26 protein-coding genes, 1 tRNA gene and 1 pseudogene are annotated in these 23141 nt (G+C 36.1%); 13 read left to right on the top strand and 15 right to left on the bottom strand.

The genetic code is table 11. From position 1 onward, the window contains the following. Positions 1 to 45: 45 nt before the first annotated feature. Positions 46 to 1377 carry a spore germination protein gene (locus HWV59_RS09870; protein ID WP_102231877.1) on the bottom strand — a complete coding sequence of 444 codons (1332 nt, stop codon included), beginning with the start codon at positions 1375 to 1377 and terminating at the stop codon, positions 46 to 48. Between the two features lie 159 nt (positions 1378 to 1536). Between HWV59_RS09870 and HWV59_RS09865 the strand changes: the two genes are divergently transcribed. The 7 genes from HWV59_RS09865 (at position 1537) to HWV59_RS09835 (ending at position 6827) form a co-directional block, all read left to right on the top strand. Further along, positions 1537 to 2493, top strand: coding sequence for a processed acidic surface protein (locus HWV59_RS09865; RefSeq protein WP_175638759.1), 957 nt, complete (start codon positions 1537 to 1539; stop codon positions 2491 to 2493). Beyond that, positions 2494 to 3120, top strand: coding sequence for a class D sortase (locus tag HWV59_RS09860; protein ID WP_102231879.1), 627 nt, complete (start codon positions 2494 to 2496; stop codon positions 3118 to 3120). Between the two features lie 22 nt (positions 3121 to 3142). Beyond that, complete coding sequence (locus tag HWV59_RS09855) at positions 3143 to 4816, top strand: ribonuclease J (protein WP_175638758.1); 1674 nt, start codon at positions 3143 to 3145, stop codon at positions 4814 to 4816. A 162-nt stretch (positions 4817 to 4978) separates the two neighbouring features. Beyond that, positions 4979 to 5497, top strand: coding sequence for a hypothetical protein (locus tag HWV59_RS09850; RefSeq protein WP_175638757.1), 519 nt, complete (start codon positions 4979 to 4981; stop codon positions 5495 to 5497). Positions 5498 to 5675: 178 nt separating this feature from the next. Continuing rightward, entirely contained in the window at positions 5676 to 6110 is a 435-nt protein-coding gene (locus HWV59_RS09845; RefSeq protein ID WP_175638756.1) for a hypothetical protein, read from the top strand. Further along, entirely contained in the window at positions 6098 to 6388 is a 291-nt protein-coding gene (locus tag HWV59_RS09840; RefSeq protein ID WP_175638755.1) for a YxcD family protein, read from the top strand. The genes HWV59_RS09845 and HWV59_RS09840 overlap by 13 nt, the downstream gene beginning before the upstream one ends. A 271-nt stretch (positions 6389 to 6659) precedes the next feature. Beyond that, on the top strand, positions 6660 to 6827 hold the full coding sequence (locus HWV59_RS09835; protein WP_175638754.1) for a hypothetical protein: 168 nt from the start codon (positions 6660 to 6662) through the stop codon (positions 6825 to 6827). A 32-nt stretch (positions 6828 to 6859) separates the two neighbouring features. Here the strand turns inward: HWV59_RS09835 and HWV59_RS09830 are convergent, their stop codons facing one another. Then, a complete protein-coding gene (locus HWV59_RS09830; protein WP_175638753.1) occupies positions 6860 to 7894 on the bottom strand; it encodes a M42 family metallopeptidase in 1035 nt (344 codons plus the stop codon). 174 nt (positions 7895 to 8068) lie between these two features. Here HWV59_RS09830 and HWV59_RS09825 point away from each other — a divergent pair, with 174 nt between their 5' ends. Then, a complete protein-coding gene (locus HWV59_RS09825) occupies positions 8069 to 8290 on the top strand; it encodes a hypothetical protein (protein ID WP_175638752.1) in 222 nt (73 codons plus the stop codon). A gap of 44 nt (positions 8291 to 8334) precedes the next feature. Here HWV59_RS09825 and HWV59_RS09820 read toward each other — a convergent pair whose 3' ends face one another. Together HWV59_RS09820 and HWV59_RS09815 are read right to left on the bottom strand one after the other, a co-directional pair. Then, positions 8335 to 8460 carry a YjcZ family sporulation protein gene (locus HWV59_RS09820; RefSeq protein ID WP_102231886.1) on the bottom strand — a complete coding sequence of 42 codons (126 nt, stop codon included), beginning with the start codon at positions 8458 to 8460 and terminating at the stop codon, positions 8335 to 8337. Positions 8461 to 8499: 39 nt separating this feature from the next. Continuing rightward, a complete protein-coding gene (locus HWV59_RS09815) occupies positions 8500 to 8604 on the bottom strand; it encodes a YjcZ family sporulation protein (protein WP_078434634.1) in 105 nt (34 codons plus the stop codon). A gap of 263 nt (positions 8605 to 8867) precedes the next feature. Between HWV59_RS09815 and HWV59_RS09810 the strand changes: the two genes are divergently transcribed. Next, positions 8868 to 9449 (top strand): copper resistance CopC family protein, encoded by a 582-nt coding sequence (locus HWV59_RS09810; RefSeq protein ID WP_175638751.1) that lies wholly within the window; start codon positions 8868 to 8870, stop codon positions 9447 to 9449. 3 nt (positions 9450 to 9452) lie between these two features. Next, entirely contained in the window at positions 9453 to 10535 is a 1083-nt protein-coding gene (locus HWV59_RS09805; protein WP_175638750.1) for a copper resistance D family protein, read from the top strand. Positions 10536 to 10579: 44 nt separating this feature from the next. Here the strand turns inward: HWV59_RS09805 and HWV59_RS09800 are convergent, their stop codons facing one another. Together HWV59_RS09800 and HWV59_RS09795 are read right to left on the bottom strand one after the other, a co-directional pair. Then, the gene (locus tag HWV59_RS09800) at positions 10580 to 11887 is read right to left on the bottom strand and encodes an ammonium transporter (RefSeq protein WP_175638749.1); all 1308 of its coding nucleotides are present in this window, start codon (positions 11885 to 11887) and stop codon (positions 10580 to 10582) included. Positions 11888 to 11889: 2 nt separating this feature from the next. Further along, positions 11890 to 12257: pseudogene (locus tag HWV59_RS09795) on the bottom strand (P-II family nitrogen regulator). Between the two features lie 189 nt (positions 12258 to 12446). Between HWV59_RS09795 and HWV59_RS09790 the strand changes: the two are divergent. After that, on the top strand, positions 12447 to 12608 hold the full coding sequence (locus tag HWV59_RS09790; protein ID WP_078434637.1) for a DUF1540 domain-containing protein: 162 nt from the start codon (positions 12447 to 12449) through the stop codon (positions 12606 to 12608). 135 nt (positions 12609 to 12743) lie between these two features. Here the strand turns inward: HWV59_RS09790 and HWV59_RS09785 are convergent, their stop codons facing one another. From HWV59_RS09785 to proC, 4 genes are all read right to left on the bottom strand, one after another. Further along, on the bottom strand, positions 12744 to 13751 hold the full coding sequence (locus HWV59_RS09785; RefSeq protein ID WP_175638748.1) for a DUF3231 family protein: 1008 nt from the start codon (positions 13749 to 13751) through the stop codon (positions 12744 to 12746). Between the two features lie 123 nt (positions 13752 to 13874). Then, on the bottom strand, positions 13875 to 15137 hold the full coding sequence (locus tag HWV59_RS09780) for a glutamate-5-semialdehyde dehydrogenase (protein ID WP_175638747.1): 1263 nt from the start codon (positions 15135 to 15137) through the stop codon (positions 13875 to 13877). A 13-nt stretch (positions 15138 to 15150) separates the two neighbouring features. Further along, positions 15151 to 16281 (bottom strand): glutamate 5-kinase, encoded by a 1131-nt coding sequence (proB, locus tag HWV59_RS09775; RefSeq protein ID WP_175638746.1) that lies wholly within the window; start codon positions 16279 to 16281, stop codon positions 15151 to 15153. A gap of 34 nt (positions 16282 to 16315) precedes the next feature. Beyond that, positions 16316 to 17164 carry a pyrroline-5-carboxylate reductase gene (gene proC / locus HWV59_RS09770; protein ID WP_175638745.1) on the bottom strand — a complete coding sequence of 283 codons (849 nt, stop codon included), beginning with the start codon at positions 17162 to 17164 and terminating at the stop codon, positions 16316 to 16318. A gap of 527 nt (positions 17165 to 17691) precedes the next feature. Here proC and HWV59_RS09765 point away from each other — a divergent pair. Both HWV59_RS09765 and HWV59_RS09760 read left to right on the top strand, forming a co-directional pair. Next, positions 17692 to 18462, top strand: a complete 771-nt coding sequence (locus tag HWV59_RS09765; protein ID WP_175638744.1) for a SurA N-terminal domain-containing protein — start codon at positions 17692 to 17694, stop codon at positions 18460 to 18462. A gap of 80 nt (positions 18463 to 18542) precedes the next feature. Continuing rightward, positions 18543 to 18627: transfer RNA gene (locus tag HWV59_RS09760), tRNA-OTHER, on the top strand. Position 18628: 1 nt separating this feature from the next. Here the strand turns inward: HWV59_RS09760 and HWV59_RS09755 are convergent. From HWV59_RS09755 to HWV59_RS09735, 5 genes are read right to left on the bottom strand one after another with little or no spacing between them, the layout of a single operon-like run. Then, on the bottom strand, positions 18629 to 19657 hold the full coding sequence (locus HWV59_RS09755; protein ID WP_175638743.1) for an ABC transporter substrate-binding protein: 1029 nt from the start codon (positions 19655 to 19657) through the stop codon (positions 18629 to 18631). Next, positions 19639 to 20391, bottom strand: a complete 753-nt coding sequence (locus HWV59_RS09750; protein ID WP_175638742.1) for an ABC transporter permease — start codon at positions 20389 to 20391, stop codon at positions 19639 to 19641. Before HWV59_RS09750 ends, HWV59_RS09755 begins: the two co-directional genes overlap by 19 nt. Next, positions 20388 to 21158: an ABC transporter ATP-binding protein gene (locus HWV59_RS09745; RefSeq protein ID WP_175638741.1), complete on the bottom strand. Its 771-nt coding sequence runs from the start codon at positions 21156 to 21158 to the stop codon at positions 20388 to 20390. Before HWV59_RS09745 ends, HWV59_RS09750 begins: the two co-directional genes overlap by 4 nt. After that, positions 21151 to 21825: a thiaminase II gene (gene tenA / locus HWV59_RS09740; protein WP_175638740.1), complete on the bottom strand. Its 675-nt coding sequence runs from the start codon at positions 21823 to 21825 to the stop codon at positions 21151 to 21153. The genes HWV59_RS09745 and tenA overlap by 8 nt, the downstream gene beginning before the upstream one ends. Next, positions 21815 to 23119, bottom strand: a complete 1305-nt coding sequence (locus tag HWV59_RS09735; RefSeq protein ID WP_175638739.1) for an acetylornithine deacetylase — start codon at positions 23117 to 23119, stop codon at positions 21815 to 21817. Before HWV59_RS09735 ends, tenA begins: the two co-directional genes overlap by 11 nt. Between the last annotated feature and the right edge of the window lie 22 nt (positions 23120 to 23141).

Genomic DNA, 23141 nt, shown 5'->3' with positions numbered 1-23141 from the left:
TATCAACTTCCTAATCTGTGTCAAATCTTACCCAAATTGAAAGGTTTATTTTTTAGACTGTTCCCCATTAAAAAATGCTAGATAAGGTCTTCCAAAGCTATTTAAACTTACCAAATAATAAATAATCCCTATTAAACCAATTATTACACCTATTAAGCCACTTAAGGTTGCAACAGCCAGAAGCAGATACTTTGTAACTCTCATCGCAAAGCCCATTTCATTAATAGGAATGACGAAGTTAGAAATAGCAACTGCAGACACAATGATAATCATAATATTACTTACCAATCCCGCCTCTGTTGCCGCCTGTCCTAAAATAAGTCCACCAACAGTTGTAGCTGTTGGACCGATTGCTTTAGGTAAACGAATACTAGCTTCTGTTAGTAGTTCCATCATAATGAGCATAAATAACACTTCCATATAGGCTGGATATGGAACAGACATTCTACTCCCTGCAATTGATAAAGCCAGTTGCACTCGGAAAAGTTCTGGATTAAAAGCTGTTATTCCAACATAAATTGCCGGTAAAAGAAGTGCTGTTCCTAACCCCAAATATCGTAGAATAACTAAAAATTTTGCAACCCAGGAAGGTAGGTAAAGATCATCCATTGAACTCATAAAATCATAGAAAACAGACGGTAAAACTAGTGCAAATCGCGTACCTTCCATGATGACAATAACCTTACCTTTCGATAGGTTATCAGATATACGGTCCGGGCGTTCAGTGATAACAATAGTCGGAAACAAAAAAGACTTATGACTTGTTATTAATCTTGATAATTGTGAAACAGATTGAATAACATCTTTATCAATTTCAGACAGTCTTTCATATAGTTCTTTCAAAACTTCACCATCTACTACTTTTGCGTCGTAAAGAAGCTTTAGTCCCGACTGGGATTTATTACCAACTACTCTATCTTCAATAGTGAGAGATGATTGATGATATCTATGCCTAATAATATTTAGATTGGTTTCCAAGTCTTCACTTAAACCTGTTTGCGGCCCTTGTATAGTAGTTTCAATAGATGTGTCCGGTATCGATTTGTTTACAAATCCCTTAACATCAAGCCTTAAAATAAGATTGTTAAAAAAAATTAGGACTGACCCTCTTAATAAAAGTTCCTCAGGCTGGTCCTTTTCCTCCACTTGTCGTATTCCAGCAAGAGATAATAAGTGGTTTTCATACCCCTCTTTATGTCTTAATTCAAAGAAAGGTATATAAAGATCCCTTTGAATTTTTTCACTATCACTAACACTGCTTATATAACATAATTCACATACATTTCCATATGCTTCAAGTTTTTGGTCCACCAAATCAGGAGAACCATGAAATTCATTTTTTATTTGTGCTTTGATTTTTTCTTTAGATCTATTCATAGTTGAAACTCCCCACTTGATCTATCTTAGAATTATCCTTTGTCAAAAATGGAAAAACATACTCATGATTGTAATTCCTTTACAATTATTCCTATTTTATGAATAGATCCGTTCAAGGCTAACACATACTACCATTATCTATAGTTGGAGGGAAATTATATGAAAAAATTTTTGATGGTTTTTATCATCTTTCTTAGTTTTGGATATCAATCAGTAAAAGCCGCACCACCACAACAAGAAGTAAACCAAATTCTCACTGAAATTAATTGGACAGAGCAACAACTGATTGAGTACCTTGACTATTACGAGTTAACCCTTGATGATTTTGAAACTGGTGAAGATTTACGCATGGTCCTTGGGACACCAATTACTCCAGAAAATTTGGCAGGACTTTTACAACAATACGAGATCACTAGACAAGAAATGGATCTTGTATTGGCAGAATTCGGTGAAACACTTGAGGATTATTACTTTATAGAAGATCTGGATGTTGCCTTAAATTTTTACTTAGATCATGAAGGTGAAATGGCTGAAATCGAGGAATTTTTATCTTTAATAGGCCTAACTGAGGAAGAAGTAGATGCTCTGTTTACCCATTTTATGGAGCTAGATGAGAAAAAGATGGAACAACAGATGGAAAATATTATGTCACGCTTAGATCCTTACTTAATGATGGACGATATGGCAGAATTATCAGAAGCACAGCAAGATGAATTGATTAGCATCTTTCAAGAAATCATGGAAGCTTTGAATCTTAAAGCACAATTTACGCTAATAGATAACAACAACGTGGAAACTATAGTAACTTTTAAGCAATTAATAAATATGGACGAATTGTACAATAATAACCTGCTCATCGCTCTCTATAGTCTTCAAGGTGATCTTATTTTAGATATGCGATTATCTGAAGATATGCTTAGTTCAGAATTTTTTATTGAATCAGGGATTGAATTTGCTGAGTTAGGAGATTTAGCAGGGGAATTAACCAATATGCTGCATAATCGACTACCAGATACTGCGTCTTCTACTTGGATAAACTTGTTAATCGGTTTCATTATGCTGGGAATCGGTGTTGTTGGTTTCTTGTATTCAAAAAAAGTCAGACAGGTGAAGTAAATGATCACCCGTTTTATTTCAATCCTATCCTATTTACTTATAACTGTTGGCAGTTTTTTCATTATCTATCAATCCTATTGGTTAGCAAATGTTTCTCTTACTACTGATTTAGAGGTAGAGGTTAATGCACCCTATTCAACACCCAAGACAGGTGAAGCATTACATACCATGACCTCTGTCCCTATTCAAGAAGGAGAAAGAATTGGTATTCTTTCTATTCCTAAACTTGAGAAAACTCTACCAATTTTCGAAGGAGTAGAAGAAGAAACATTAAAAAAAGGAATTGGTCATATTCCTTCCACACCTTTACCCGGTCAACAAAGTAATGCAGTATTAGCTGGTCACCGTGATACTTTTTTTCAAGGACTTGATCGCTTAAATATTGGAGATTCCTTAATCGTAACCCTTAATAATAAAACATTTATTTATAAAATCAAGAAAATCCGAATCGTTGACAAGGATGACAAAACTGTTATTGTCCCAAAACCAACGAGGACATTAACTCTTACAACTTGTTATCCTTTTACCTTTATCGGTCCTGCGCCGCAACGATATATTATAGAGGCACAACTACTAATAAAGCCAAAGATTGAACCACCAGAGAATGAAATTTCAAATGACCTATAAAAATTATTCTAAAGGAGTTCATATGATGACCACTAAGGATCAACTTTCTATATTCGCCTTAGGCGGAGTTAACGAAATCGGAAAAAATATGTATATTGTCCAATATTCAAACGAAATTTTTGTCATAGATTGTGGAGGGAAATTTCCTGATGAGAGTTTATTAGGAATTGATTTGATTATCCCTGATCTCACTTATTTAGAAGAAAATAAGGATAAAATTAAAGCTCTTATTGTAACACATGGTCATGAAGATCATATCGGTGGTATCCCTTACTTTCTAAAAAAACTAAATGTTCCTATATATGGAACACGTTTCACATTAGGGTTAATTGAATTAAAACTGATGGAGCATAACCTTATAAGAGACACAGAACTAATTCAGATTGATTCTGAGTCACTAATTACTTTCGAGAAAATAAATCTAAGTTTTTTCAAAACAAATCACAGTATTCCAGATTGCTTGGGAATAGTGTTTCACACACCTGAAGGAAATGTAGTTCACACTGGTGATTTCAAGTTTGACTTAACGCCTGTGAATAACCAACATTCAGACATTCACAAAATGGCTGAAATTGGTAAACAAGGTGTTCTCGTCCTCTTATCTGAAAGTACAAATGCAGAGCGATCAGGATTAACTCCTTCTGAACAAATGGTTGGTGAACATATGGATGAGGCCTTTATGAAAGCGAGACGTAAGGTTATTGTTTCTACTTTTGCATCAAATGTAAACCGGATTCAGCAAGTTGTTGATACTGCGATCAAAACAAACCGAAAGCTGGCATTATTAGGTAGAAGTATGGTCAATGTCATAGATGTTGCTATGGAGCGCGGATATCTAAATATACCGGAGGGAATGTTAATCCAACCTCAGCAAATTCATGAACTTGAACCTGAGAAAGTGGCGATACTTTGTACAGGAAGTCAAGGTGAGCCCATGGCCGCTCTTGCACGTCTTTCAAGCGCAAATTACCGTGATGCAGAAATACTCGCTGGTGATACTGTCATTTTAGCGGCATCTCCAATTCCAGGAAACGAACGAAATGTATCACGTATAATTGACAATTTATTTTCTTTGGGAGCAATAGTCATATACGGCTCAGGCAGCTCCACAGGTATGCATGTGTCAGGTCATGGATATCAAGAGGACCTAAAACTCATGCTGACATTGATGATGCCGAAATATTTTATTCCTATCCATGGCGAATACCGAATGCTGCATCAACACCAACTATTAGCTGAATCTGTAGGAGTAGAAAAAGGTCACACCTTCATTATTAACTTGGGGGATGTTGTCGACATTGCTGATCAGCAAGCACAACAAACAAGAAAGGTGACAGCAGGTAATACTTATGTTGACGGTATAGGTGTTGGGGATGTGGGTGACATTATTTTACGTGACCGCAAACAACTTTCAGAGGATGGAATGTTGGTGATCGTTGTTACACTTAACAAAACAGATCGAAGTATCATTTCCGGCCCGGACACGATTTCAAGAGGATTTGTTTATGCCAGAGATTCTGAATCATTATTACGGGATGTCAATCGTCAAGTCGAAAAAATTATGAAGGATTTTCAAAAGGAACGTGTGCATCAGTGGAATGTGATGAAACAGAACATAAGAAAAACTCTTGGCCAATACCTCTATAAACACACGAAAAGAAAGCCAATGATTCTCCCAATAATAATTGAAGTATAAAAGAGGCAGTCATTTAGACTTGCTTCTTTTTCATTTTCTCCTTTTATATACCTTGATTTTTTCCAAATTACCCTTTATAATATTTCACTGTTTGTTATTAGCACTTATAGGATTTTTGAATAAAGATAGGATATCTACGGGTATGTGAGAGGAGTGGAGGAAATGTATAAACTGCTTGAAGCCGATCATCGTTCTAACAATCCAGAGGAATTAAAGGAAGAATTAGAGGATCTGGAGTTTCAGGTGTTTCGCTTACAAGATAATTTAAAAGAGATAGCGAAAAAAAGTAGAGTATTAGGTGTTGACCAAGCAAAGGATGAAAAGCTTGTGATTGTATATACACCAGAAGACGATCAATCATGTAAAATTATGTTATGTGATTGTGAAACATCCTACAAAGGAATATGGGATTTTTCGATTCAGGCAACATATGCAGATGAAAGCACCATTCACATTGGTGATATAAAAGGCCCCGCAAATAAAGGCTACGGTTCTATCTGTATGGATTATTTAAAAGATCTGGCAATTGAACAAAACATACCAAAAATCACTGGTGATATCGCTGAAAGAGATTGGGATCATGTCGACAGACTCGCTCATTTTTACAAGAAAAATGATTTCCATGTAAAAGTAAATGTCGAAGACAAATCAGGCGAAATCATATGGGTATCAAATCGTTAAAAAAGAAATGGATCATTTTGAATCAGTTTATGTCTTCTACTGAATCAAAATGATCTATTTTTTTAAGTGGAAGGTCTATTAAAAAAACTTTTCAAAAATGAAACCTTCGTATATCATATTCGTATTACTACTATCACAAAAAAATGATGCTATTACTACTTAGGAGGAAACCATACACATGTTAAAGAAATTATTTTCAAGTTTGTTAGCACTAACTTTACTTCTCACACCTGTTGGCGGCTTTATGTTAGGAGACCATGTTTCAACTGTACAGGCAAAAGGCTATAAATCAGGAAAAAAATCGTTTAATTCAAATACAAATTCGAATAGTCCTTCTTTGTTTAAAAAAGAGGATTCACAACAAAAATCTTCTACAACAAAAAGCACAACAACAAAGTCTAAAACTGGCGGTATCATGAAAGGATTATTTTTAGGTGGTCTAGCTGGTTTATTACTAGGAGGATTATTATCGAATCTTGGAGTTTTAGGTTCCATTATCGGTTTATTCATCAACGTTATTGCTATTTTCGTTGTGATTATGATTATTCGTAAGGCTTTCACTTACTTTATGAAAAAGCGTAAAGATAAGGAAGAAGAAGCATGGGGCAAATAAAAGTTTCTGAACAAGACATTGTTAATGCACTCTGCTTACACATTGCGTACAAGCGGCAAATTAAACCACAAGAGGTTGAAATCGAGTTAATGTATGATGATGAATATGGTTTTTCTGCTGAAGCCTATATTAATGATCGCAAGCAGATTTTAATTACCGCTAATATGATCGAAGCATTAAGATTTTGGCTCGAAAACGAAATGAACATCGACCCATTTTCAGCCGCAATTGAACTTGTTTTAGATGATAATGAGGGAATTATTGCTTATATAAAATAAACAGAGTCTATAAGACTCTGTTCAGACTGTTGACAAACGCTCGCTTTCTTCGTTACTCACCTTGCTGCGGTGCTCATTACCAACCCCGGTAACTCCGCTCCTCACAAGGCTTCGTGCCTCGAAAGCAAGCGTTAGCAATCAGTCTGAAGGGCTAGCGATTTTTACTTTGTCTACAAACTGAACAGAGTCTATAAGACTCTGTTTTATTTTACCTCATTAAGTCGTTTATAATGGTACTACACAAACTTATATTTAAAGGAGCTAATTATGTATGAAATCTCCCAAAGTACTTCTTATCGGTTCAGTTATCACGGATATTATATTAATTCTCTATCTTTTAACATTAATAGATGAGATTGGAATTGGTATTGTTATATTATTATCAGCTCTGCTTTTAGGAGGAACATTCCTTACTTACAAGTTAATGTCCAGAATTTAATCTTATTGTGTAAAATAGGTGTTTCCCCTTACTTATACAGTCATCTCTGATTGTACATAGTAATAAAGAAGTTTTGCCGTATTCTCTAATGAAGAAGTGTGTGTTCTTTCAAAAGCATGAGAGGCATCAATCCCCGGGCCAATCAACCCGTGTACAAGATCATGGCCGGCGCGGATAGCTGCTGAAGCATCTGATCCATAATATGGATATAAATCCACTTTATAGTTAATATCATGTTGTTTTGCAAGCTCTACTAGTTTTTTTCTTAACCCATAGTGATATGGTCCACTTGAGTCTTTTGCACAGATTGATACAGTATATTCGTCTGTAGATTGCCCGTCACCTATCGCCCCCATGTCTACTGCTAAATACTCAACCGTTTCATTAGGAATATTCGAGTTACCTCCATACCCTATTTCCTCATTGTTCGAAATGAGAAAATGTGTCGTATATGGGAGATCTAAAGATTCGGATGAGATTTTTTTGATCAAGTTTAACAATAAAGCAACACTTGCCTTATCATCTAAGTGACGAGATTTAATAAATCCACTTGTGGTAATCTCTGCGCGAGAATTAAAAGAAATAAAATCTCCAACCTCTATCCCCAATTTGCGCACATCTTCCGCATTATGTACAATTTCATCTATTCTAACTTCCATATTTTTTTGATTTCTCTCAAGCTTCCCAGCATCCTTATATACATGGACGGATGTTTGGTGCATTAAAATTGTCCCAGTGAAAACTTGACCATTTGATGTTTCAATCTGACAATATTCACCTTCAATTGAGTTATAATTAAATCCTCCGATAAGGTCGATCATTAACCTTCCGTTTGATTTTATATCCTTCACAATTGCCCCTAAGGTATCAACATGAGCAGTAAGCATCCTGTGATAGTTATTGTTTTTTCCTGGGATCGTGACAATCAATCCACCTTTGTGATTTCTTTTCATTTTCACCTGAAAGTCCTTAAGATACGATTCTACAAAAGAAATAACTTTTTCCGTATTTCCAGAAGGGCTTGGAATTTCCACTAATTGCTTTATTAACTGCAGTGTTTCTTTCATGAACTTATCTCCTTTTTATAATCATCATATTGAATTATATTGTAACTTAGTTCGGGAAAGAAACAAATTATTCTAATACCCTATTTATTTCACAATTAAATCATTAGGATAATTTTCCTAGTTAAGGGAAACATTATGAATAGTTTTTATTACATGTAAAAAGGAGCTATAAATATGGACTTACATCATAATATGGAGTTTAAATTAAGCGGAAATTTCCTACCTAATATTAGTAATTCGGATAGGTTAAAGATTCTTGAAATCTCTGATGAAAGTGTTGTTATCCAAATGAATAACTCAAAAAGAAGAGGTGTTTTTCCAAAGGATAGTTTCCAATACTGGATTAAACGGAAATCATTAATTGCTGTTCACGAGGACGAGAAAAAGACTTCATAATAGAAAAAGGACCTGAGAAATCAGGCCCTTATCTCTCGGTTATCTTATAACCAAGCAGCACCAACGATAATCAATAGAATGAACAATACAACGATTAACGCGAATCCTTTACCATAGCCATATCCACCATATCCATATCCACAATGACCATAACCACCATATCCGTACATAAAAATTCCTCCTTTATGATAATTTACATTAACAGCAAACTAGTATACAACGTAAGCAGAGCCTACAATTATTAGTAGGATGAATAACACAACAATCAAAGCAAAGCCACCACCGTAGCCATAACCTGGAGTTGCACCACTCATTTATAACACCTCCCTTTCGTTGTACTAATACATTATGTATATAGGTACTTGTCTGTAAGGGCGAATGCACAGTTACTAAAAAAAATTCATTTTTTTATCCCGAATCGCAGAATCAACACATTTTGTTTGCTAATTTGTTAGAAATCATTATGAATAAAGAAGTACATTAATGTTAAAATGTAAAGTGTAAAAGTGCTCATCCCTTATTGACCATACTCAAACACTTTTCTTACATACTTATTTTTTATGTGAAGGATGATATGATGAAGAAGTTTTTATTACTTATTTGCATTCTTTGGATGTTTCCACTAATGGTTTCTGCCCACACTACCTTATCAAACTCCAATCCTAAAGAAGGTCAAGTGGTTACAGAAGAATTAACTGAACTAAAAGTTGAATTTGCTGGTGAAATCGAAAAACAAAGTACACTTGTTTTAACTCAAGACGATCAAGAAATCACTATCGATTCCATTACAGTTAATGAAGATGAGATTATCGGTACTGTTTCCACTCCGCTTTCTAATGGAAAATATGTTTTGACTTGGAAGATTGCCGCAAAAGATGGACATGCCATGACAGGAGATATTCCATTTACTGTAGAAATCCAAAAAACTGAAGAAGCACATACTGATACCGATAACAAAGAAGTAACAGAAAGTGAAACACTCGAAAAAGCACCTGAAAATGCAACAGAGCAAGAAGTGAACCAAACTGAAGAACCTCAGGATAGCGAAGAAAGTTTAAACGAAAATTCAAATACATCAACATTCGCTACAGTTTCAGTCATTGTTCTTATCGTCTTTTTAGCTGGCGGAATTTGGGTTATATTTCGTAAAAAGAGGTAACATATGAGTCAATTAATTCCAATAACAGAGTATGCAACATATATGCTTTTTTCTTATTTAGTCGGGCATATTTTCTTACAATTTATACCTCTTTCATACAAACCTGATACCCGAGTCTCAAAACAAAGCTTATTATTAAGTGTTTTAGGTATAATTGTGTTAACTTTTCTTCCGGTTGTTCAGGTAATCTCTTTCTTTTCAGAAGATGGATTATTTAGTTTAACAGCCTATTCAATTTTAACTGAGTTTCAAGTAGGAATCGCCTGGCTTTATGGAAGTTTTTTCGCAGTTTTATTATGGATGACGATTTATGTAGAAGGTCCAAAATATCTCCAGGCATTTCTAATCATAATCATGATCTTGTCAGTTGGTTATGCAAGTCATGCAGCAACACTCGATGCTCTACCTGGCTTACTTTCACATTCCATCCATTTTTTAACAATCACCCTATGGTTTGGTGTACTACTTCATGTTAGCTGGTTAGCGAAAAGAATTGATAATTGGCACTCATTTCTACGATGGTTCACCCCATTATCTATCGGGTTAGTTATCATATTAACAATATCAGGAATTAGTTTAATGTTATTTATAATTGAACCTCGCGATTATGCAAATTCATGGGTTCTATCGTATGGACAAATGCTCTTACTTAAGCATATTAGCATTTTACCTATTCTTGCCTTTGGATTAATCAATGGATTTCTTTCTCGCAAAACCAAGCAAGATGAACAATTTAATCCAGTTAAATGGGTTCAAGCTGAGACATTTATCTTAATGATTGTGTTTTTTATTACCGGAGTTTTAGGGACACTCCCTCCTCCACATCAAGTTAATGCAACACTTCTACAAGAAGGACCGGCATTGTGGATAGAACCTTTAGTAGGACAAAATATTGAGGCACCATTTAGCGTCCAATTTAATTTCGCGTTACAATCAACTTTGTTGTTTATTGTTGCTTTATTGTTCATTTCGATGATGATAGTTAGCTTCTATAAAAAAATCTCACCTATAATTGCATTAAGCTTCGGTATTGCTTTTATCATTTCGACATATCTTGGGTTAATGTTTTCAGTTGTTATTAAGTAACATTATATAAAAAGAAAGCGAACCATTTCTGGTTCGCTTTCTTTTTATGATCCGACAACATTTTTTTGCTCAGCTCTTGCAACTGTAATACCTGTTGTTTCTTCAAAATTGTATAGGCTGGTTGGTAAATCTGTAAAGCGTTCCAACTCATTATACGCAGGAATACCGTGGTAGGACATATCCAGGCCTTCCTCCTCTTCCTCTTCTGTTGCACGTAAACCAACTGTTACTTGTGCAATTTTAGCAATTGCAGCTCCACCAACTAATCCCCAAGCAGCAGCCACAAGTGCTCCTAAGAGTTGGACACTGAATAAGGACGCCTCCCCAGTTGTAAATAGCCCTGCCGATGTATCAAACAATCCAACAGCTATTGTCCCAAATAACCCATTAAATCCATGAACTGCAACCGCACCAACCGGATCATCAATTTTCATATGATCAATTAAAAGGGTTGCATAAATAACAATGACACCGGAAATTCCTCCAATGATTATAGCACTCCACTGGTCAACAAATGCACATCCTGCCGTAATTGCTACTAAGCCTGACAAGACTCCATTAATCGTCATACTCGGATCTGCCTTACCAAACTTTTTCATTGTTAGCAATAATGTGACTGTTCCTCCACTCGCTCCTGCAAGCATTGTGTTTACAGCAATAGATGCCAAGGAAGCATTTGAGGCATCTAAAGTACTACCACTATTAAAGGCAAACCAACCGAACCATAATATAAATGCTCCACTTGATGCTAATGGAATATTACTAGGCGCAAAAACATTCACACTTCCGTCAGAATTAAATCTTCCTTTACGAGCACCAAGCATCTTAGCCATCGCTAAAGCAGCAAAGCCGCCAACAGCATGGATGGCTGCTGATCCGGCAAAGTCCTTCATTCCAAGCTGAGCTAACCAGCCATCTCCATTCCAAATCCAGTGACCTGAAAGAGGGTAAATAATTAATGTAATGAGCGCTGCAGTAAGTATATAGGCTTTAAAGTTCATTCTCTCTGCAACCGCACCAGAAATAATGGAAATACACGCTACAGCAAAGCCCATTTGAAAGAGAACAAAAGCCTCACTTGGCAGTTCAAGACCTAAGTCTATATTTTGCGGACTACCAAAAAGGCTTGTTCCAAAAAAGCCAAAAGCACTATCACCGAACATAATCGCAAAGCCGATTACCCAAAATGCTAAAGCTCCAATCGTTAGATCAACAAAAATTTTCATCGTTACATTTACTGCGTTTTTTGTTCGAACTAATCCTGCTTCTAATAAGCTGAAGCCACCCTCCATAAACAGGACCATAGCTGCAGCAATGACAACCCAAACAGTATTTAAATGGATAAGTTCCATTGTTACATCCCCTCCCTTGACAAACCATCCGGCACAGTTAAATCATCGATAGACATATCAGGTTCACCATTACGAATGTTATAAGCTTCCAGGATAGGATGCACATATATCTTTCCGTCACCATCTTCTCCTGTTTGTGCAGTCTCAATGATCGTTTTTATAGTGGTTTCCACCATATGGTCTGATAAAACGATTTCAAGTTTTATTTTAGGATGAAGTGTTACATTATAGTTTTTTCCTCGATATACCCCCTTCGTATCTCTCTGTTTTCCTCTTCCTACAACCTGTGACACAGTAAAACCTGTAATCCCTATATTTTTCAACCCTTTAATGGTTTTTGCGGGCGAATAATGGCTTCAATCTTTTTCATTTTATACCACCTTGTTTGTTAGGTTTTCTAACATCAATATGATATATAATATTACATATAATTAATCGAGTCAATACTTTAAATAATAAAAGTTTTCAGAAAAATAGAATCTCAAATACAAAACACCTCTTATCAGTGAATAGGAAACCGTAAATTTGCTTATCCTAATAATGAGGGAGGTGTTTTAAAATGGCACAAGATGTATTATGTGAAGTTAGCAGTTGCGTTCATAATATTAACAACGAAAACAAATGTGGAGCTACTCAAATTTATGTCGTGAACCATAAAGAAAAGAACGCTTCTACAAGTAGTGACACAGATTGCAAAACATTTGAACCATCTGATATGTAATGAATTAGTAGAGGCGACCAATCGGGTTGTCTCTTTTTATGAATAGTATTGAAAATAATTATCATTATTATTCATGGTAGAAACAAAAATATAAAAAGCGACTGATTTTTTCTTCAGGCGCTTTTAGTGAATAGATTATTTTCCTTTAATAATCTGGTCTCGGTCATCTGTTTGTGGCGGTTCTTCAAGCCAACTATGACTAATCATAATATTTGCACCATCTTCTGCATATAGTCCAATTTCCGGTACTAAGGATGCATATCTTAGTGCAAGGTCTCTCCTTGGACTACCCGACATAGACGCACCATAATTGCCAATTCCCGCAGCAATCATTGCGGAAACATGAAACATCATAAGTTTGTCTGAAAATATAGAAACCGTTGTATCAGTCAGTGCGGTATCCCATGTCATCGGTGCAGGCAAATCCTCTTTCTTTAAAATATCACTGAAAATATCTATATGTTTTTGAGCAATTCGTTTTCCTCTTAAAAAGTAATTTTTCACTTCTTTTGTTTTAGCTGTTTGTGCAAACCCCATAATTAACGTTTTCCCGATTGCATTTGTTTGGATATTATTAAATAACATGGTAATTTCATGTGCTGTTAATGGCCTTTTATCTCCCATAAACCCAGCTAAAAAATGTTGTTTCCCGACAAAGTCTACTTTATCCGGTACTGAGATATATGGAGGTCTTACGTATGTTCCTTGCTTTAACATTAAGTCTCTCGTTAAATCTTGTAACCCAACTGCTGTTTTAAGCACAGTCTTAAAAAATGCTATGACATCAGTTCTAGTTGAAAAACCAATTGCTCCACTCGTTGCACCCATACCTAAAATGGACATATTTCTCAAATATATAAGAGAAAAGGTATCAGAAAATAAACGTGGAGCATCCTTATTCACATCTTCTTTTGTAAATCCAACCGGTATCGGAAAACGCTCTTTTTGAAAAAAATCTTTTAGAAAAGTAAGATTATTCTTTGATTTAGTAAGTGCAAATTCAAGTATAGGACGAACTTCTTCATCTTCTACTTTTTGAAGGAAATGACTTACGACACACACTGAAGCAGAATCATTTATATATTGCGTCCATAACACTGACATTTCAGCAGCCGTCAATCGAATATTTGTTTTATTCTCCATTATGTACACCTGCTTTTTAAATATGTGTTATAAGTTTTTACCACAATAATAAAAATATGTATTCTAGAGTAAATCCCACAAAAAACAGGACTCTCTCATTAGGTGAGAGTCCTGCTTTTTTTATTATCTAGTTTGGCCATTTCCTGTCATAAGGAATTTAACTGTCGTTAACGCAGGTAATCCCATTGGCCCTCGTGCATGTAATTTTTGTGTAGAGATTCCAATTTCTGCTCCAAATCCAAGCGCACCTCCGTCGGTAAAACGGGTGGAAGCATTATGATACAGTGCAGATGCATCAACTACATTCATAAATGTTTTAGCTGTGTCTCTATTTTCAGTTACAATCGCTTCTGAATGTTTTGTTCCATATGTTTCGATATGCTCTATTGCTTCTTCAACATTATCTACTGTTTTGATAGCGAGATCCAAGCTTAAATATTCATTAGCCCAATCCTCTTCATTTGCTATTAAAGCGGATGGAATGTGAGATAAAACAATTTCATCTCCATGAACTGTAATGTTATGTTCATTCAATGTTTTAATTAACCGGTCTTTGTTTTTTTCAAGCCAATCCTTATGAATAATAGCTGTTTCTAAGGCATTGCATACAGCTGGACGGTCTGTTTTTGCATTAACAAGAATATTTAATGCTTTTTCAACATCTGCTTCAACATCAATATATAAATGGCAGTTCCCAACACCTGTTTCAAGAACAGGAACAGTTGCATTGTTAACAACAGCATTAATGAGAGAACCCCCACCACGCGGAATTAACACATCGATATGCTCCTTCATTGTAAACAGCTGTTGTGTCGCTTCACGATCAGTACTTGCGATAAATTGAACAGCCTCTTTAGGGATATTTGTCTCATCTAACGCCTCATGCATAACCTCTACAATCGCTTTGTTTGATGATAAAGCAGATGATCCGCCTTTTAGAACAATAGAATTTCCTGATTTAAGTGCAAGTCCTGTTGCGTCAACTGTAACATTTGGACGTGCTTCATATATCATACCAATGACACCTAAAGGCACTGTCACCTTTTCAACTAATAAACCATTTTCTAATGTCCAGCTCGATAAAATTTTTCCAGTCGGATCTTCCAATTTTGCTACTTGGCGTAATCCTTCTGCAAAGTCAAAAACTCTCTCCTTTGTCAAAGCAAGACGATCCATATACGCTGTGTCATAACCCTTTTCACGTCCCATCTGTAGGTCCCGCTCATTCGCGTCAAGGATTCGTTGTGTATTTTTCTCCAACGTGTCAGCTAAAATATGCAGTGCTTCATTTTTTTCTTCTGTTGATAATAAACTTAATTTTTTTGCCGCTTTTTTTGCTGCAATTGCTTGTGCTTCAACTGTCGTATGTTCTTCTATGACTGACATCCAATTCCTCCTTTTATACTCCAACAGGCAATGATAATTCAAGCTCACATACCAAATCATCGAAATGAACAACTTCCTGTCTTTGAATATCTCTACCTGTCATGTTCTTCATTTTTTCTAATTCCTCTGTTGAATAATTAACAACTCCGAGGCCAACTCTTTCGCCTTCATGATCTAGAATGCGAATAACTGCCCCTTTTTCAAATTGACCATTCACTTGCTCAATATCAGATGAATAAATGCTATGTTTATGATCAGCGATGGACATTTTTACATTTTGATTAATGACAACCTCTCCCTCAGGACCTGAGTGGAAGGCAATCCATTGTTTCTTCCTATTTAAATTAACTGTCTCATTTGTTACTTCAAAGTATGTTCCCTTCGCTTTACCACTAACTGCTTCAGTTAGAATATTAGCAATACTTGCTTTTCCAAGAAATGTTGAAATACCTGATGCCATTGCGATTTTGACAGCATCAATTTTTGATCTCATTCCACCTGTACCAACATTACTTCCTGAATCACCTGCACCCTCTTCAATTTCAGGGGTAATTTCATATACTTTTTCGAGTAATTTTGCTTGATCATTTTTCCGGGGATCTGAATCATATAACCCCTCGATGTCAGAAAGAATAATAAGTTGATCCGCTTCGATTAATCCCGCTACTTTAGCTGATAAAGTATCATTGTCACCAAATTTCAAACGATCAACTGTAACCGTATCGTTTTCGTTGACAATTGGAATAATCCCTCTTTCCAATAGTACATTTAGTGTATTTCTAACATTGTTATAGCGGGTTTCATCTGAAAAATCACTGCGCGTTATTAAAATTTGGGATGCTACATATCCGTGAGATAAGAAAATTTCCGAGTACGCTTCGATTAATAAACCTTGCCCAATAGAAGCTGCTGCCTGTTTTTCAGGTAAAGAAGTTGGACGATTAATACATCCTAGTTTTCGATATCCTGCTGCTACAGCTCCAGATGATACAAAAACCACTTCATGCCCGTCATCTTTTAATACAGCAATTTCATCTGCTAATTTCTCTAGTTTTCGTCGACTAATTTCACCGTGTCGACTTGTTAAAGAACTGCTTCCTACCTTTATTACAACCCGTTTCTTTTTGTTGTCAAGGGTCGCCATTCTATCACTCCTGAATCATATTTATCTCTATTTACTATTTAGAATTCACTAAAAGACTTTCCTGGATTTGCTCACTAATTTCTTTTGAACGTTTTGCCGCATGTTCAACAGCTTTAGCAATTGCCTTGCCTCCACCATTCTCATCAAGTGCATTGAGTCCCGCAGCAGTTGTTCCGTTTGGTGATGTTACCTTTTCTCTTAAGATTGTCGGTGTTTCATCTTGTTCTTGAACCATTTTTGCAGCACCTTTGATTGTTTGAGCAATGATTTTTCTCGTTGTTCCTACATCAAAGCCAGCCTGCACACCTTGCTGTTCCATATGCTCCATTAAATAATAAAAGTATGCCGGTCCGCTTCCTGCAAGACCAGTAAAAATATCCATATCCTTTTCATCGATTATATAAACTTCACCGATGCAATTTAAAAATGTTTTAGTTAACACGACATTGTTTTCTGATGTTTCATGACCTGGGGATATGGCAGTAGCTGATTCACCGATAGCACTTGATGTGTTCGGCATTACTCGAACTACTTGCTGGCCAATATGAAGGTTTTGTTCAAGATATGTTGTTGTAATTCCAGCTAGTACTGATAATATGAGATGGTTTGGTTTGATATGTTGCTTGATTCCTCTTAAAGCCTGATCTACATCTTTTGGCTTCATAGCCAGAATAATGATATCTATTTGATCAAACTGTAAATCTTCAATTCTACAGCTCTTTATTCCATAATTTGCTTCTAAGGCAGATAATCGTTCTGCATTCGAGCGATTAGTGGCAATGATCTGTTGAATCGGAAATTTATTTGACTTCACTAAACCGGATATCATTGCCTCTGCCATTGAACCTGCACCTAAAAATGCAACTGTTTTATCGTGTAGCATCTCATCTCTCCAATTTCGTTCGTATTTTGTTCGCGTTTTTTCTTACGTTTCAATACTATCACGTTGATTTTCATAATCAAGGTGTTTCAGTGATGTTGTGAGTATATCTTCCAATTAGTTAGTGTAAGCGTTGCCATTTATCAGTATTTTCTTTTAAGCGCGTCTCAGACGTCTCAAACGCTTCTCATCCCCTTATATCAAGATTTGGTTTTTGAAATTTTCATACAATTGTCTAGATGATATATGTGTTTAGAATCATTGTTGAGATAATCGACTCCTGCTGGAAGTGAGGAAAGGGCGAGACCCCGCAGGCGAAGCTGAGGAGGCTCGGCTTCCTCCCCGGCGCATGGAGTGACTGTAGCGAAATGAAACGGACTAATTTTCATTTAACTCCATCAAAAACAACAAATTATGCGAAAACAGCCTATGAAATAATCTGAAAGCCTTTCATTTTTTCGTTAACTATTATACAATTCCAAGTATGTACCTATGTCTCGAAAGTTTCGTAGGATTGAAAGGAGTTTTCCATGTTGAAAAAGTTTTTACTAGCACTTTTTGTCGGAATACTTTCTTTATCACTTGTTGCTTGTAACAATGATGAAGAGAAGACAAAGGAATCGGCAACAGAAAAAGAAACAACTAATGAAGAAACTACCGATAAAGAGGAAGCAGCTGTTGATCCAGAGGAGATGCAGAAAAAGCTAGAGGCACAACAGGTAGAAGAAGATAAGGTTGTTGCAGTTGTTAACGGCAAAGAAATTAAAGGAAATGAATATAATGAGGCTTTAAGCTATTCGCAAATGCAATACACACAAATGGGACAAGACCCTACGACTAAAGAACTAGCATCACAATTAAAAGACGATACACTTGAAAGCCTTGTAGGACAAACTCTCATTATGCAGGAAATTGAGAAAAAGGGCTATAAAGCAAAAGAAGAGGAAATTAATAAACAGCTCGATACTATTAAAGCAGATTTTGAAGATGAAAATGCGTTTGAAGAAGCATTAAAAGGAAATAGCATGACTCTGGATGAACTTAAACTCCAAATTGCTGACAGGGTAAAATACGATCAATATATTAAAAATGACTTAAAAGTTGAAGAAGTAACTGACAAAGAAGTAAAAGAATATTATGACACAATGACAAGTTCTGCTGAAAAAACCGCAGAAACTCCAAAATACGAAGATGTTAAAGACATGCTAAAAACAAACCTTGAGACACAAAAAACACAGGAAAAACTTGCAGCAAAAGTTGAAGAGCTTCGGGAATCTGCAGAGATTGAGCTGAAATTGTAATTAATAGAAACTAAAAACGCTTGTTCAAATGAACAAGCGTTTTTAGTATGAATTTCATTTTATCGTACATACTAATACCAGGACTTGTAGCTCAATGTGCAGAGCGGTCAATAGTTACATCGAGGACTGTTGAACATCTTGTGGGTTCAAATCCCACCAAGTCCTTTTAATCCTCATTTCCAATATTCACATAAATATCATCTACTTTAGGTTCTTTTTCAATTAATCCTGCTTCCTTTAACCATTTAATCGTTTCTTTCCATTGTTGTGGATCCTGACTACCAAATCCTTCATCAGATTTCATGAGCGGTAATAAGATATCCAAACTTTGTACTTCAACATCTTCTACAAGCGGAAAGTTTGATTCATCCTGGTTGTTTAATAAAATCTGTAAAGCTTCATCAGGATTCTCTGCAGTAAATTCATATCCTTTCGTTGCAGCTCTCCAAAAGGCCTTTATTGAATCCTGTTCTTTTTCCCATGTTTGATCACTTGTTACGGCAACTAGCTCATAGTAATTAGGTACTCCATATTCAGTAGGGTTGATATTACGGGTATTATGGCCTTCATGGGCAAGTACAGGTACTTCGTGGTTTATATATGCACCAATAACAGCATCTACCTTTTTACTGACAATTGAAGATCCAAGTTCAAAGCCAACATCAACCATTTCAACATTTTCAGGGTTTCCCCCATCTGCTTTTACCATAGACTTTATGAGTGATTCATTTAGTGGAATTCCAGGGAATCCGACTGTTTTTCCTTCTAAATCTTTAGGAGATTGAATTTTGCTATCTTCCATAAAAATAACCCGGTTTAAAGGTGATCGTACAATCGCACCTACTGATTTTATGTTAACATCTTGATTCGCCCGAGCAATAATTACATCTGGTTGATAGGAAATACCTAAAGTGATTTTTCCTGCAGCAGCCAGATTAATTGGATCTGTAGGATTTGCAGGGAATTGAATATCAACATTAAGTCCTTCTTCTTCAAAATATCCTTTTTCTTTCGCGATGTATAAAAAACTGTGAACAGCATTAGGATACCAATCTAGCATAATGCTAACTTCTTTTAATTCTTTACTCTTTTCCCCACCTGTATTAGTTGTTGTACTGGAACATGCTGATAGAATGACTGAACATAATACTATAAACAATACGAACGCTCTTCTTTTCAATCTGTTTTCCTCCATTTAAGTCTATTTTCTTCAACTATTCTTACGATAAAAAATAATCCAATTCCAACTATTGATAGAATCACGATAGGCGCGAAAACACCTGCTCCATCAAATTGGGTCATCATTCTTCTACTGAAATATCCCAAACCGGACTGTGCACCAATCCATTCTCCTATAGCAGCCCCAATGACACTTAATGTAACAGCGACCTTCAGCCCAGATAAGAAATATGGTGCACTTCCGGGAATTTGAAGCTTAAAGAAAATATCTTTTTTACTAGCCCCCATCGTTTTAAGCAAATCCTTATACTCCTTGCTCGTTGCTTTTAGTCCATCATATGTATTCACCGTTATAGGAAAAAACGTAATGAGAACAGTCACAACAACTTTACTCCATATTGTGTAACCAAACCAAAGAACAAATATAGGGGCAAGTGCGATAATAGGTATGGTCTGAGACGCAATGATCAAGGGATAAAATGTTTTTTCAACCGTTTTACTAATACTCATCCATATCGCGAGGCCTACTCCAAAGAAAATTGATAAGCTCAGCCCGATGACGATAATAAGAAATGTAGCTGGTAAGTGTTCTAAAAATAGCGGTTCCCTCAACAGCCATATCTTAACGATCACATTTGTTGGAGTGGGAAGGATAAAGCCCATATCAAGTATTCTTGCACCTACTTCCCAAACAAGTAGGAGAAATAAAATAAAACTGCATGAAGGTCCATATTTATGTACTAATTTCATAGATTCTGCCTCGATCGCAACACATCTAATAGTTCATCTTTTAGTTGGAGAATATCAGGGTGATTTAAGTCTTTTACATTTCTAGGTCGTTGCAATGGAACCTTCATTTCTTTCAGCTCTGTTGTAGGTGCTTCAGTAAACACATAAATGCGATCTGATAAAAATAATGCCTCATTCACATCATGAGTAATAAATAGAATGGTTTCCTTTCTCTTTTGCCACTGAGCTAATAACCATTCTTGTAATGATAATTTTGTTATCGCATCCAATGCACTAAACGGCTCGTCAAGTAAAAGAATGTTGGATCCACTTAAAATTGTTCTTAAAAAAGAAACACGTTGCCTCATGCCACCTGATAAATCACTTGGAAAACAGTTTTCCACTCCTTTAAGGCCAAACTCTTCTAAAAGCATGATGACTTTTTTATATGCTTCACTTTTTTTCATCCCTTTGATTTCAAGTGGTAGAGATGCGTTTTCAACAATTGTGCGCCAAGGCAATAGTAAGTCTTGTTGAGGCATATAACCCACATGACCTAACCTATTGATGACAAGCTGATCTCGCAAAAATATTTCACCTTCACTAGGTTGTTCCAGTCCTGTAATTAATTTAAATAATGTGCTTTTTCCAGATCCGCTTGGCCCAAGAAAACTGATAAATTCTCCCTCATATACATTCAAATTGAGTTTTTTTAGAATCGGTTTTTGACTGACATTCTTTTCATATTGAAAGCTAATATTATTGAATTTTAAAATTGTATTAGTCATGTACCGGCCACATCATTTCATGGTAAGCCATATCCCAGAACATATATTCAAATCGAGTTGTATTAAGAAAGATCTCTTCTAATTGACTTAACTCTGCTTCTGATTTCCCTTTAGCAAGGTCATTCATTAAATCAATACACCAAGAAGCAAGCTGACCGAATTCATTTGAAGCATACATTGTAATCCATTCACCGTAAAATTCATGCTGACACGCTCCTTCCTTTTTTGATAACTCTTTACCTATCTCCCAGTAGCTCCACATGCAGGGTAAGAGAGCGGCAACTAACTCAGCCAGCGTTCCATTTTGACTAACATGTAACATATAGTGTGTATAGGCAAGTGTTGTCGGAGAAGGCTTCGCATCCTCTAATTCTTGAGTGGTAATGTCAAATCTTTTGGCATATTGCCGGTGAAGCTCCATCTCTTCATTTAATGTCGAATTAAGCAATGCTGCAAATCGCCCCATTGTATTCAGATCCGTTGCTTTTACAGCACCTAAAGCAAATACCTTTGCATATTCAATTAAGTACAGATAATCTTGAACCATATAAAATCGAAACTTTTCTTTTGCAAGTGTTCCATCTCCCATCCCCTGTACAAACGGATGTGCGTGATTTTGTTCCCAAATAGGCTTAACTTTTTCATAAAGTCTTTGACTAAATTTCATTTAGTATCTCCCCCTTTACTTCATTTCCTGTATGACTCCATTCATAGATAAACATTAAGATCGATTTGGTGAACTCAACTAATTCATCGATTGACAATTGTTCATTTACAGAATGAGCATGTTGCAGTTTTCCTGGTCCATAGATAACTGTTGGAATTCCAGCATCAGCCAACCATCCTCCATCTGTTACAGAGGGAGATACATCTAAAATTGGCGGCTTTTGTAGTATTGATTTATGGGTAGCAGCTAATATCTGTACAGCAGGATGGGCAGGATCTACTTCTAATGAAGGAAAAATTTCTCCTCTATCAACAATCATTGATTTACCACCCCATTCAAAGATAGGCGGATGTTCACGGAGCCAAGGATCAGACTTTGCTACATGAATAATGTGCTCTTCAATCTCCTTAACAATCTCTTCATATGATTCGTTCGGATAGTAGTGAACCGTAATCCATAATCGGCACTCATCCGCGATAAATGCAGCATGTCGGCCACCTTCAATAACTGCCGGGTTTATCGTATTTGTTCCAGGTAAAAATCCCGGGTAGCTTTTTGTTACAGCCCAATGACGTTCAAGTTCCTGCAGTCCTTGAATAATTTTGGTCATTTTTTCGATTGCACTTGCTGCAAAAAGGTTCCCTCCAGCATGGATCATTTGTCGCCTTGTTGCATCATGATAAGTTTGTGCGCTTTTCACTGTAATCCAGCCAGTAATGACACCACCTTGACCTTGAATATGTAAATCACTTGTATCTACTACAACAGCAAAATCAGCTTTATATCCTCTATTGCAGCATTCTAAAGTCCCTGCTTCTCCTACTTCTTCTCCAATCACTGATTGAAATATAAGATCACCTGGTAGCTCAATTCCTTCCTCTTGCAATAACTGAATAGCAAACAATGCACCAGCCAAGCCACCTTTCATGTCTGCAGCTCCACGGCCAATAATTACTCCATCTTTTACAAAAGGGGTAAAAGGATCTGTTGCCCATTGTTCATCTTCATGCACCTCAGCTACATCAATATGTCCGTTAATAATCAAGCTTTTATAAGAGGTTCCGTTAGTTCCCTTCTTAACACCAACAACGTTTGGATCATTTGGATATACATCCCACACATCAATAGAAAACCCCTTATCCTTTAAAAAATCCGCAATAAACAACTGTGCTTCCTCTGTGTTTCTAGCCGGTGGTGCAGGTGTTCTAAATTCAATTAGCTTTTGAACTAAAGAAACCAACTCTTCTTTCCTATCAAGAACACTTTCAACTAATTGAGTGATCGTTTTTGCCAAGCGTACTCTCCTCCTTTTTCCA

It is taken from the genome of Metabacillus schmidteae, assembly GCF_903166545.1.
GTDB classification, from domain to species: domain Bacteria; phylum Bacillota; class Bacilli; order Bacillales; family Bacillaceae; genus Metabacillus; species Metabacillus schmidteae.
This window is presented reverse-complemented; position numbering and strand designations above follow the sequence as displayed.

Excerpts from the sequence above, each read along its gene's own strand:
- HWV59_RS09870 (WP_102231877.1), bottom strand. The coding sequence starts at position 1,377 with ATGAATAGATCTAAAGAAAAAATCAAAGCACAAATAAAAAATGAATTT.
- HWV59_RS09865 (WP_175638759.1), top strand. The coding sequence starts at position 1,537 with ATGAAAAAATTTTTGATGGTTTTTATCATCTTTCTTAGTTTTGGATAT.
- HWV59_RS09860 (WP_102231879.1), top strand. The coding sequence starts at position 2,494 with ATGATCACCCGTTTTATTTCAATCCTATCCTATTTACTTATAACTGTT.
- HWV59_RS09855 (WP_175638758.1), top strand. The coding sequence starts at position 3,143 with ATGATGACCACTAAGGATCAACTTTCTATATTCGCCTTAGGCGGAGTT.
- HWV59_RS09850 (WP_175638757.1), top strand. The coding sequence starts at position 4,979 with ATGTATAAACTGCTTGAAGCCGATCATCGTTCTAACAATCCAGAGGAA.
- HWV59_RS09845 (WP_175638756.1), top strand. The coding sequence starts at position 5,676 with ATGTTAAAGAAATTATTTTCAAGTTTGTTAGCACTAACTTTACTTCTC.
- HWV59_RS09840 (WP_175638755.1), top strand. The coding sequence starts at position 6,098 with ATGGGGCAAATAAAAGTTTCTGAACAAGACATTGTTAATGCACTCTGC.
- HWV59_RS09835 (WP_175638754.1), top strand. The coding sequence starts at position 6,660 with ATGAAATCTCCCAAAGTACTTCTTATCGGTTCAGTTATCACGGATATT.
- HWV59_RS09830 (WP_175638753.1), bottom strand. The coding sequence starts at position 7,894 with ATGAAAGAAACACTGCAGTTAATAAAGCAATTAGTGGAAATTCCAAGC.
- HWV59_RS09825 (WP_175638752.1), top strand. The coding sequence starts at position 8,069 with ATGGACTTACATCATAATATGGAGTTTAAATTAAGCGGAAATTTCCTA.
- HWV59_RS09820 (WP_102231886.1), bottom strand. The coding sequence starts at position 8,460 with ATGTACGGATATGGTGGTTATGGTCATTGTGGATATGGATATGGTGGA.
- HWV59_RS09815 (WP_078434634.1), bottom strand. The coding sequence starts at position 8,604 with ATGAGTGGTGCAACTCCAGGTTATGGCTACGGTGGTGGCTTTGCTTTG.
- HWV59_RS09810 (WP_175638751.1), top strand. The coding sequence starts at position 8,868 with ATGAAGAAGTTTTTATTACTTATTTGCATTCTTTGGATGTTTCCACTA.
- HWV59_RS09805 (WP_175638750.1), top strand. The coding sequence starts at position 9,453 with ATGAGTCAATTAATTCCAATAACAGAGTATGCAACATATATGCTTTTT.
- HWV59_RS09800 (WP_175638749.1), bottom strand. The coding sequence starts at position 11,887 with ATGGAACTTATCCATTTAAATACTGTTTGGGTTGTCATTGCTGCAGCT.
- HWV59_RS09790 (WP_078434637.1), top strand. The coding sequence starts at position 12,447 with ATGGCACAAGATGTATTATGTGAAGTTAGCAGTTGCGTTCATAATATT.
- HWV59_RS09785 (WP_175638748.1), bottom strand. The coding sequence starts at position 13,751 with ATGGAGAATAAAACAAATATTCGATTGACGGCTGCTGAAATGTCAGTG.
- HWV59_RS09780 (WP_175638747.1), bottom strand. The coding sequence starts at position 15,137 with ATGTCAGTCATAGAAGAACATACGACAGTTGAAGCACAAGCAATTGCA.
- proB (WP_175638746.1), bottom strand. The coding sequence starts at position 16,281 with ATGGCGACCCTTGACAACAAAAAGAAACGGGTTGTAATAAAGGTAGGA.
- proC (WP_175638745.1), bottom strand. The coding sequence starts at position 17,164 with ATGCTACACGATAAAACAGTTGCATTTTTAGGTGCAGGTTCAATGGCA.
- HWV59_RS09765 (WP_175638744.1), top strand. The coding sequence starts at position 17,692 with ATGTTGAAAAAGTTTTTACTAGCACTTTTTGTCGGAATACTTTCTTTA.
- HWV59_RS09755 (WP_175638743.1), bottom strand. The coding sequence starts at position 19,657 with ATGGAGGAAAACAGATTGAAAAGAAGAGCGTTCGTATTGTTTATAGTA.
- HWV59_RS09750 (WP_175638742.1), bottom strand. The coding sequence starts at position 20,391 with ATGAAATTAGTACATAAATATGGACCTTCATGCAGTTTTATTTTATTT.
- HWV59_RS09745 (WP_175638741.1), bottom strand. The coding sequence starts at position 21,158 with ATGACTAATACAATTTTAAAATTCAATAATATTAGCTTTCAATATGAA.
- tenA (WP_175638740.1), bottom strand. The coding sequence starts at position 21,825 with ATGAAATTTAGTCAAAGACTTTATGAAAAAGTTAAGCCTATTTGGGAA.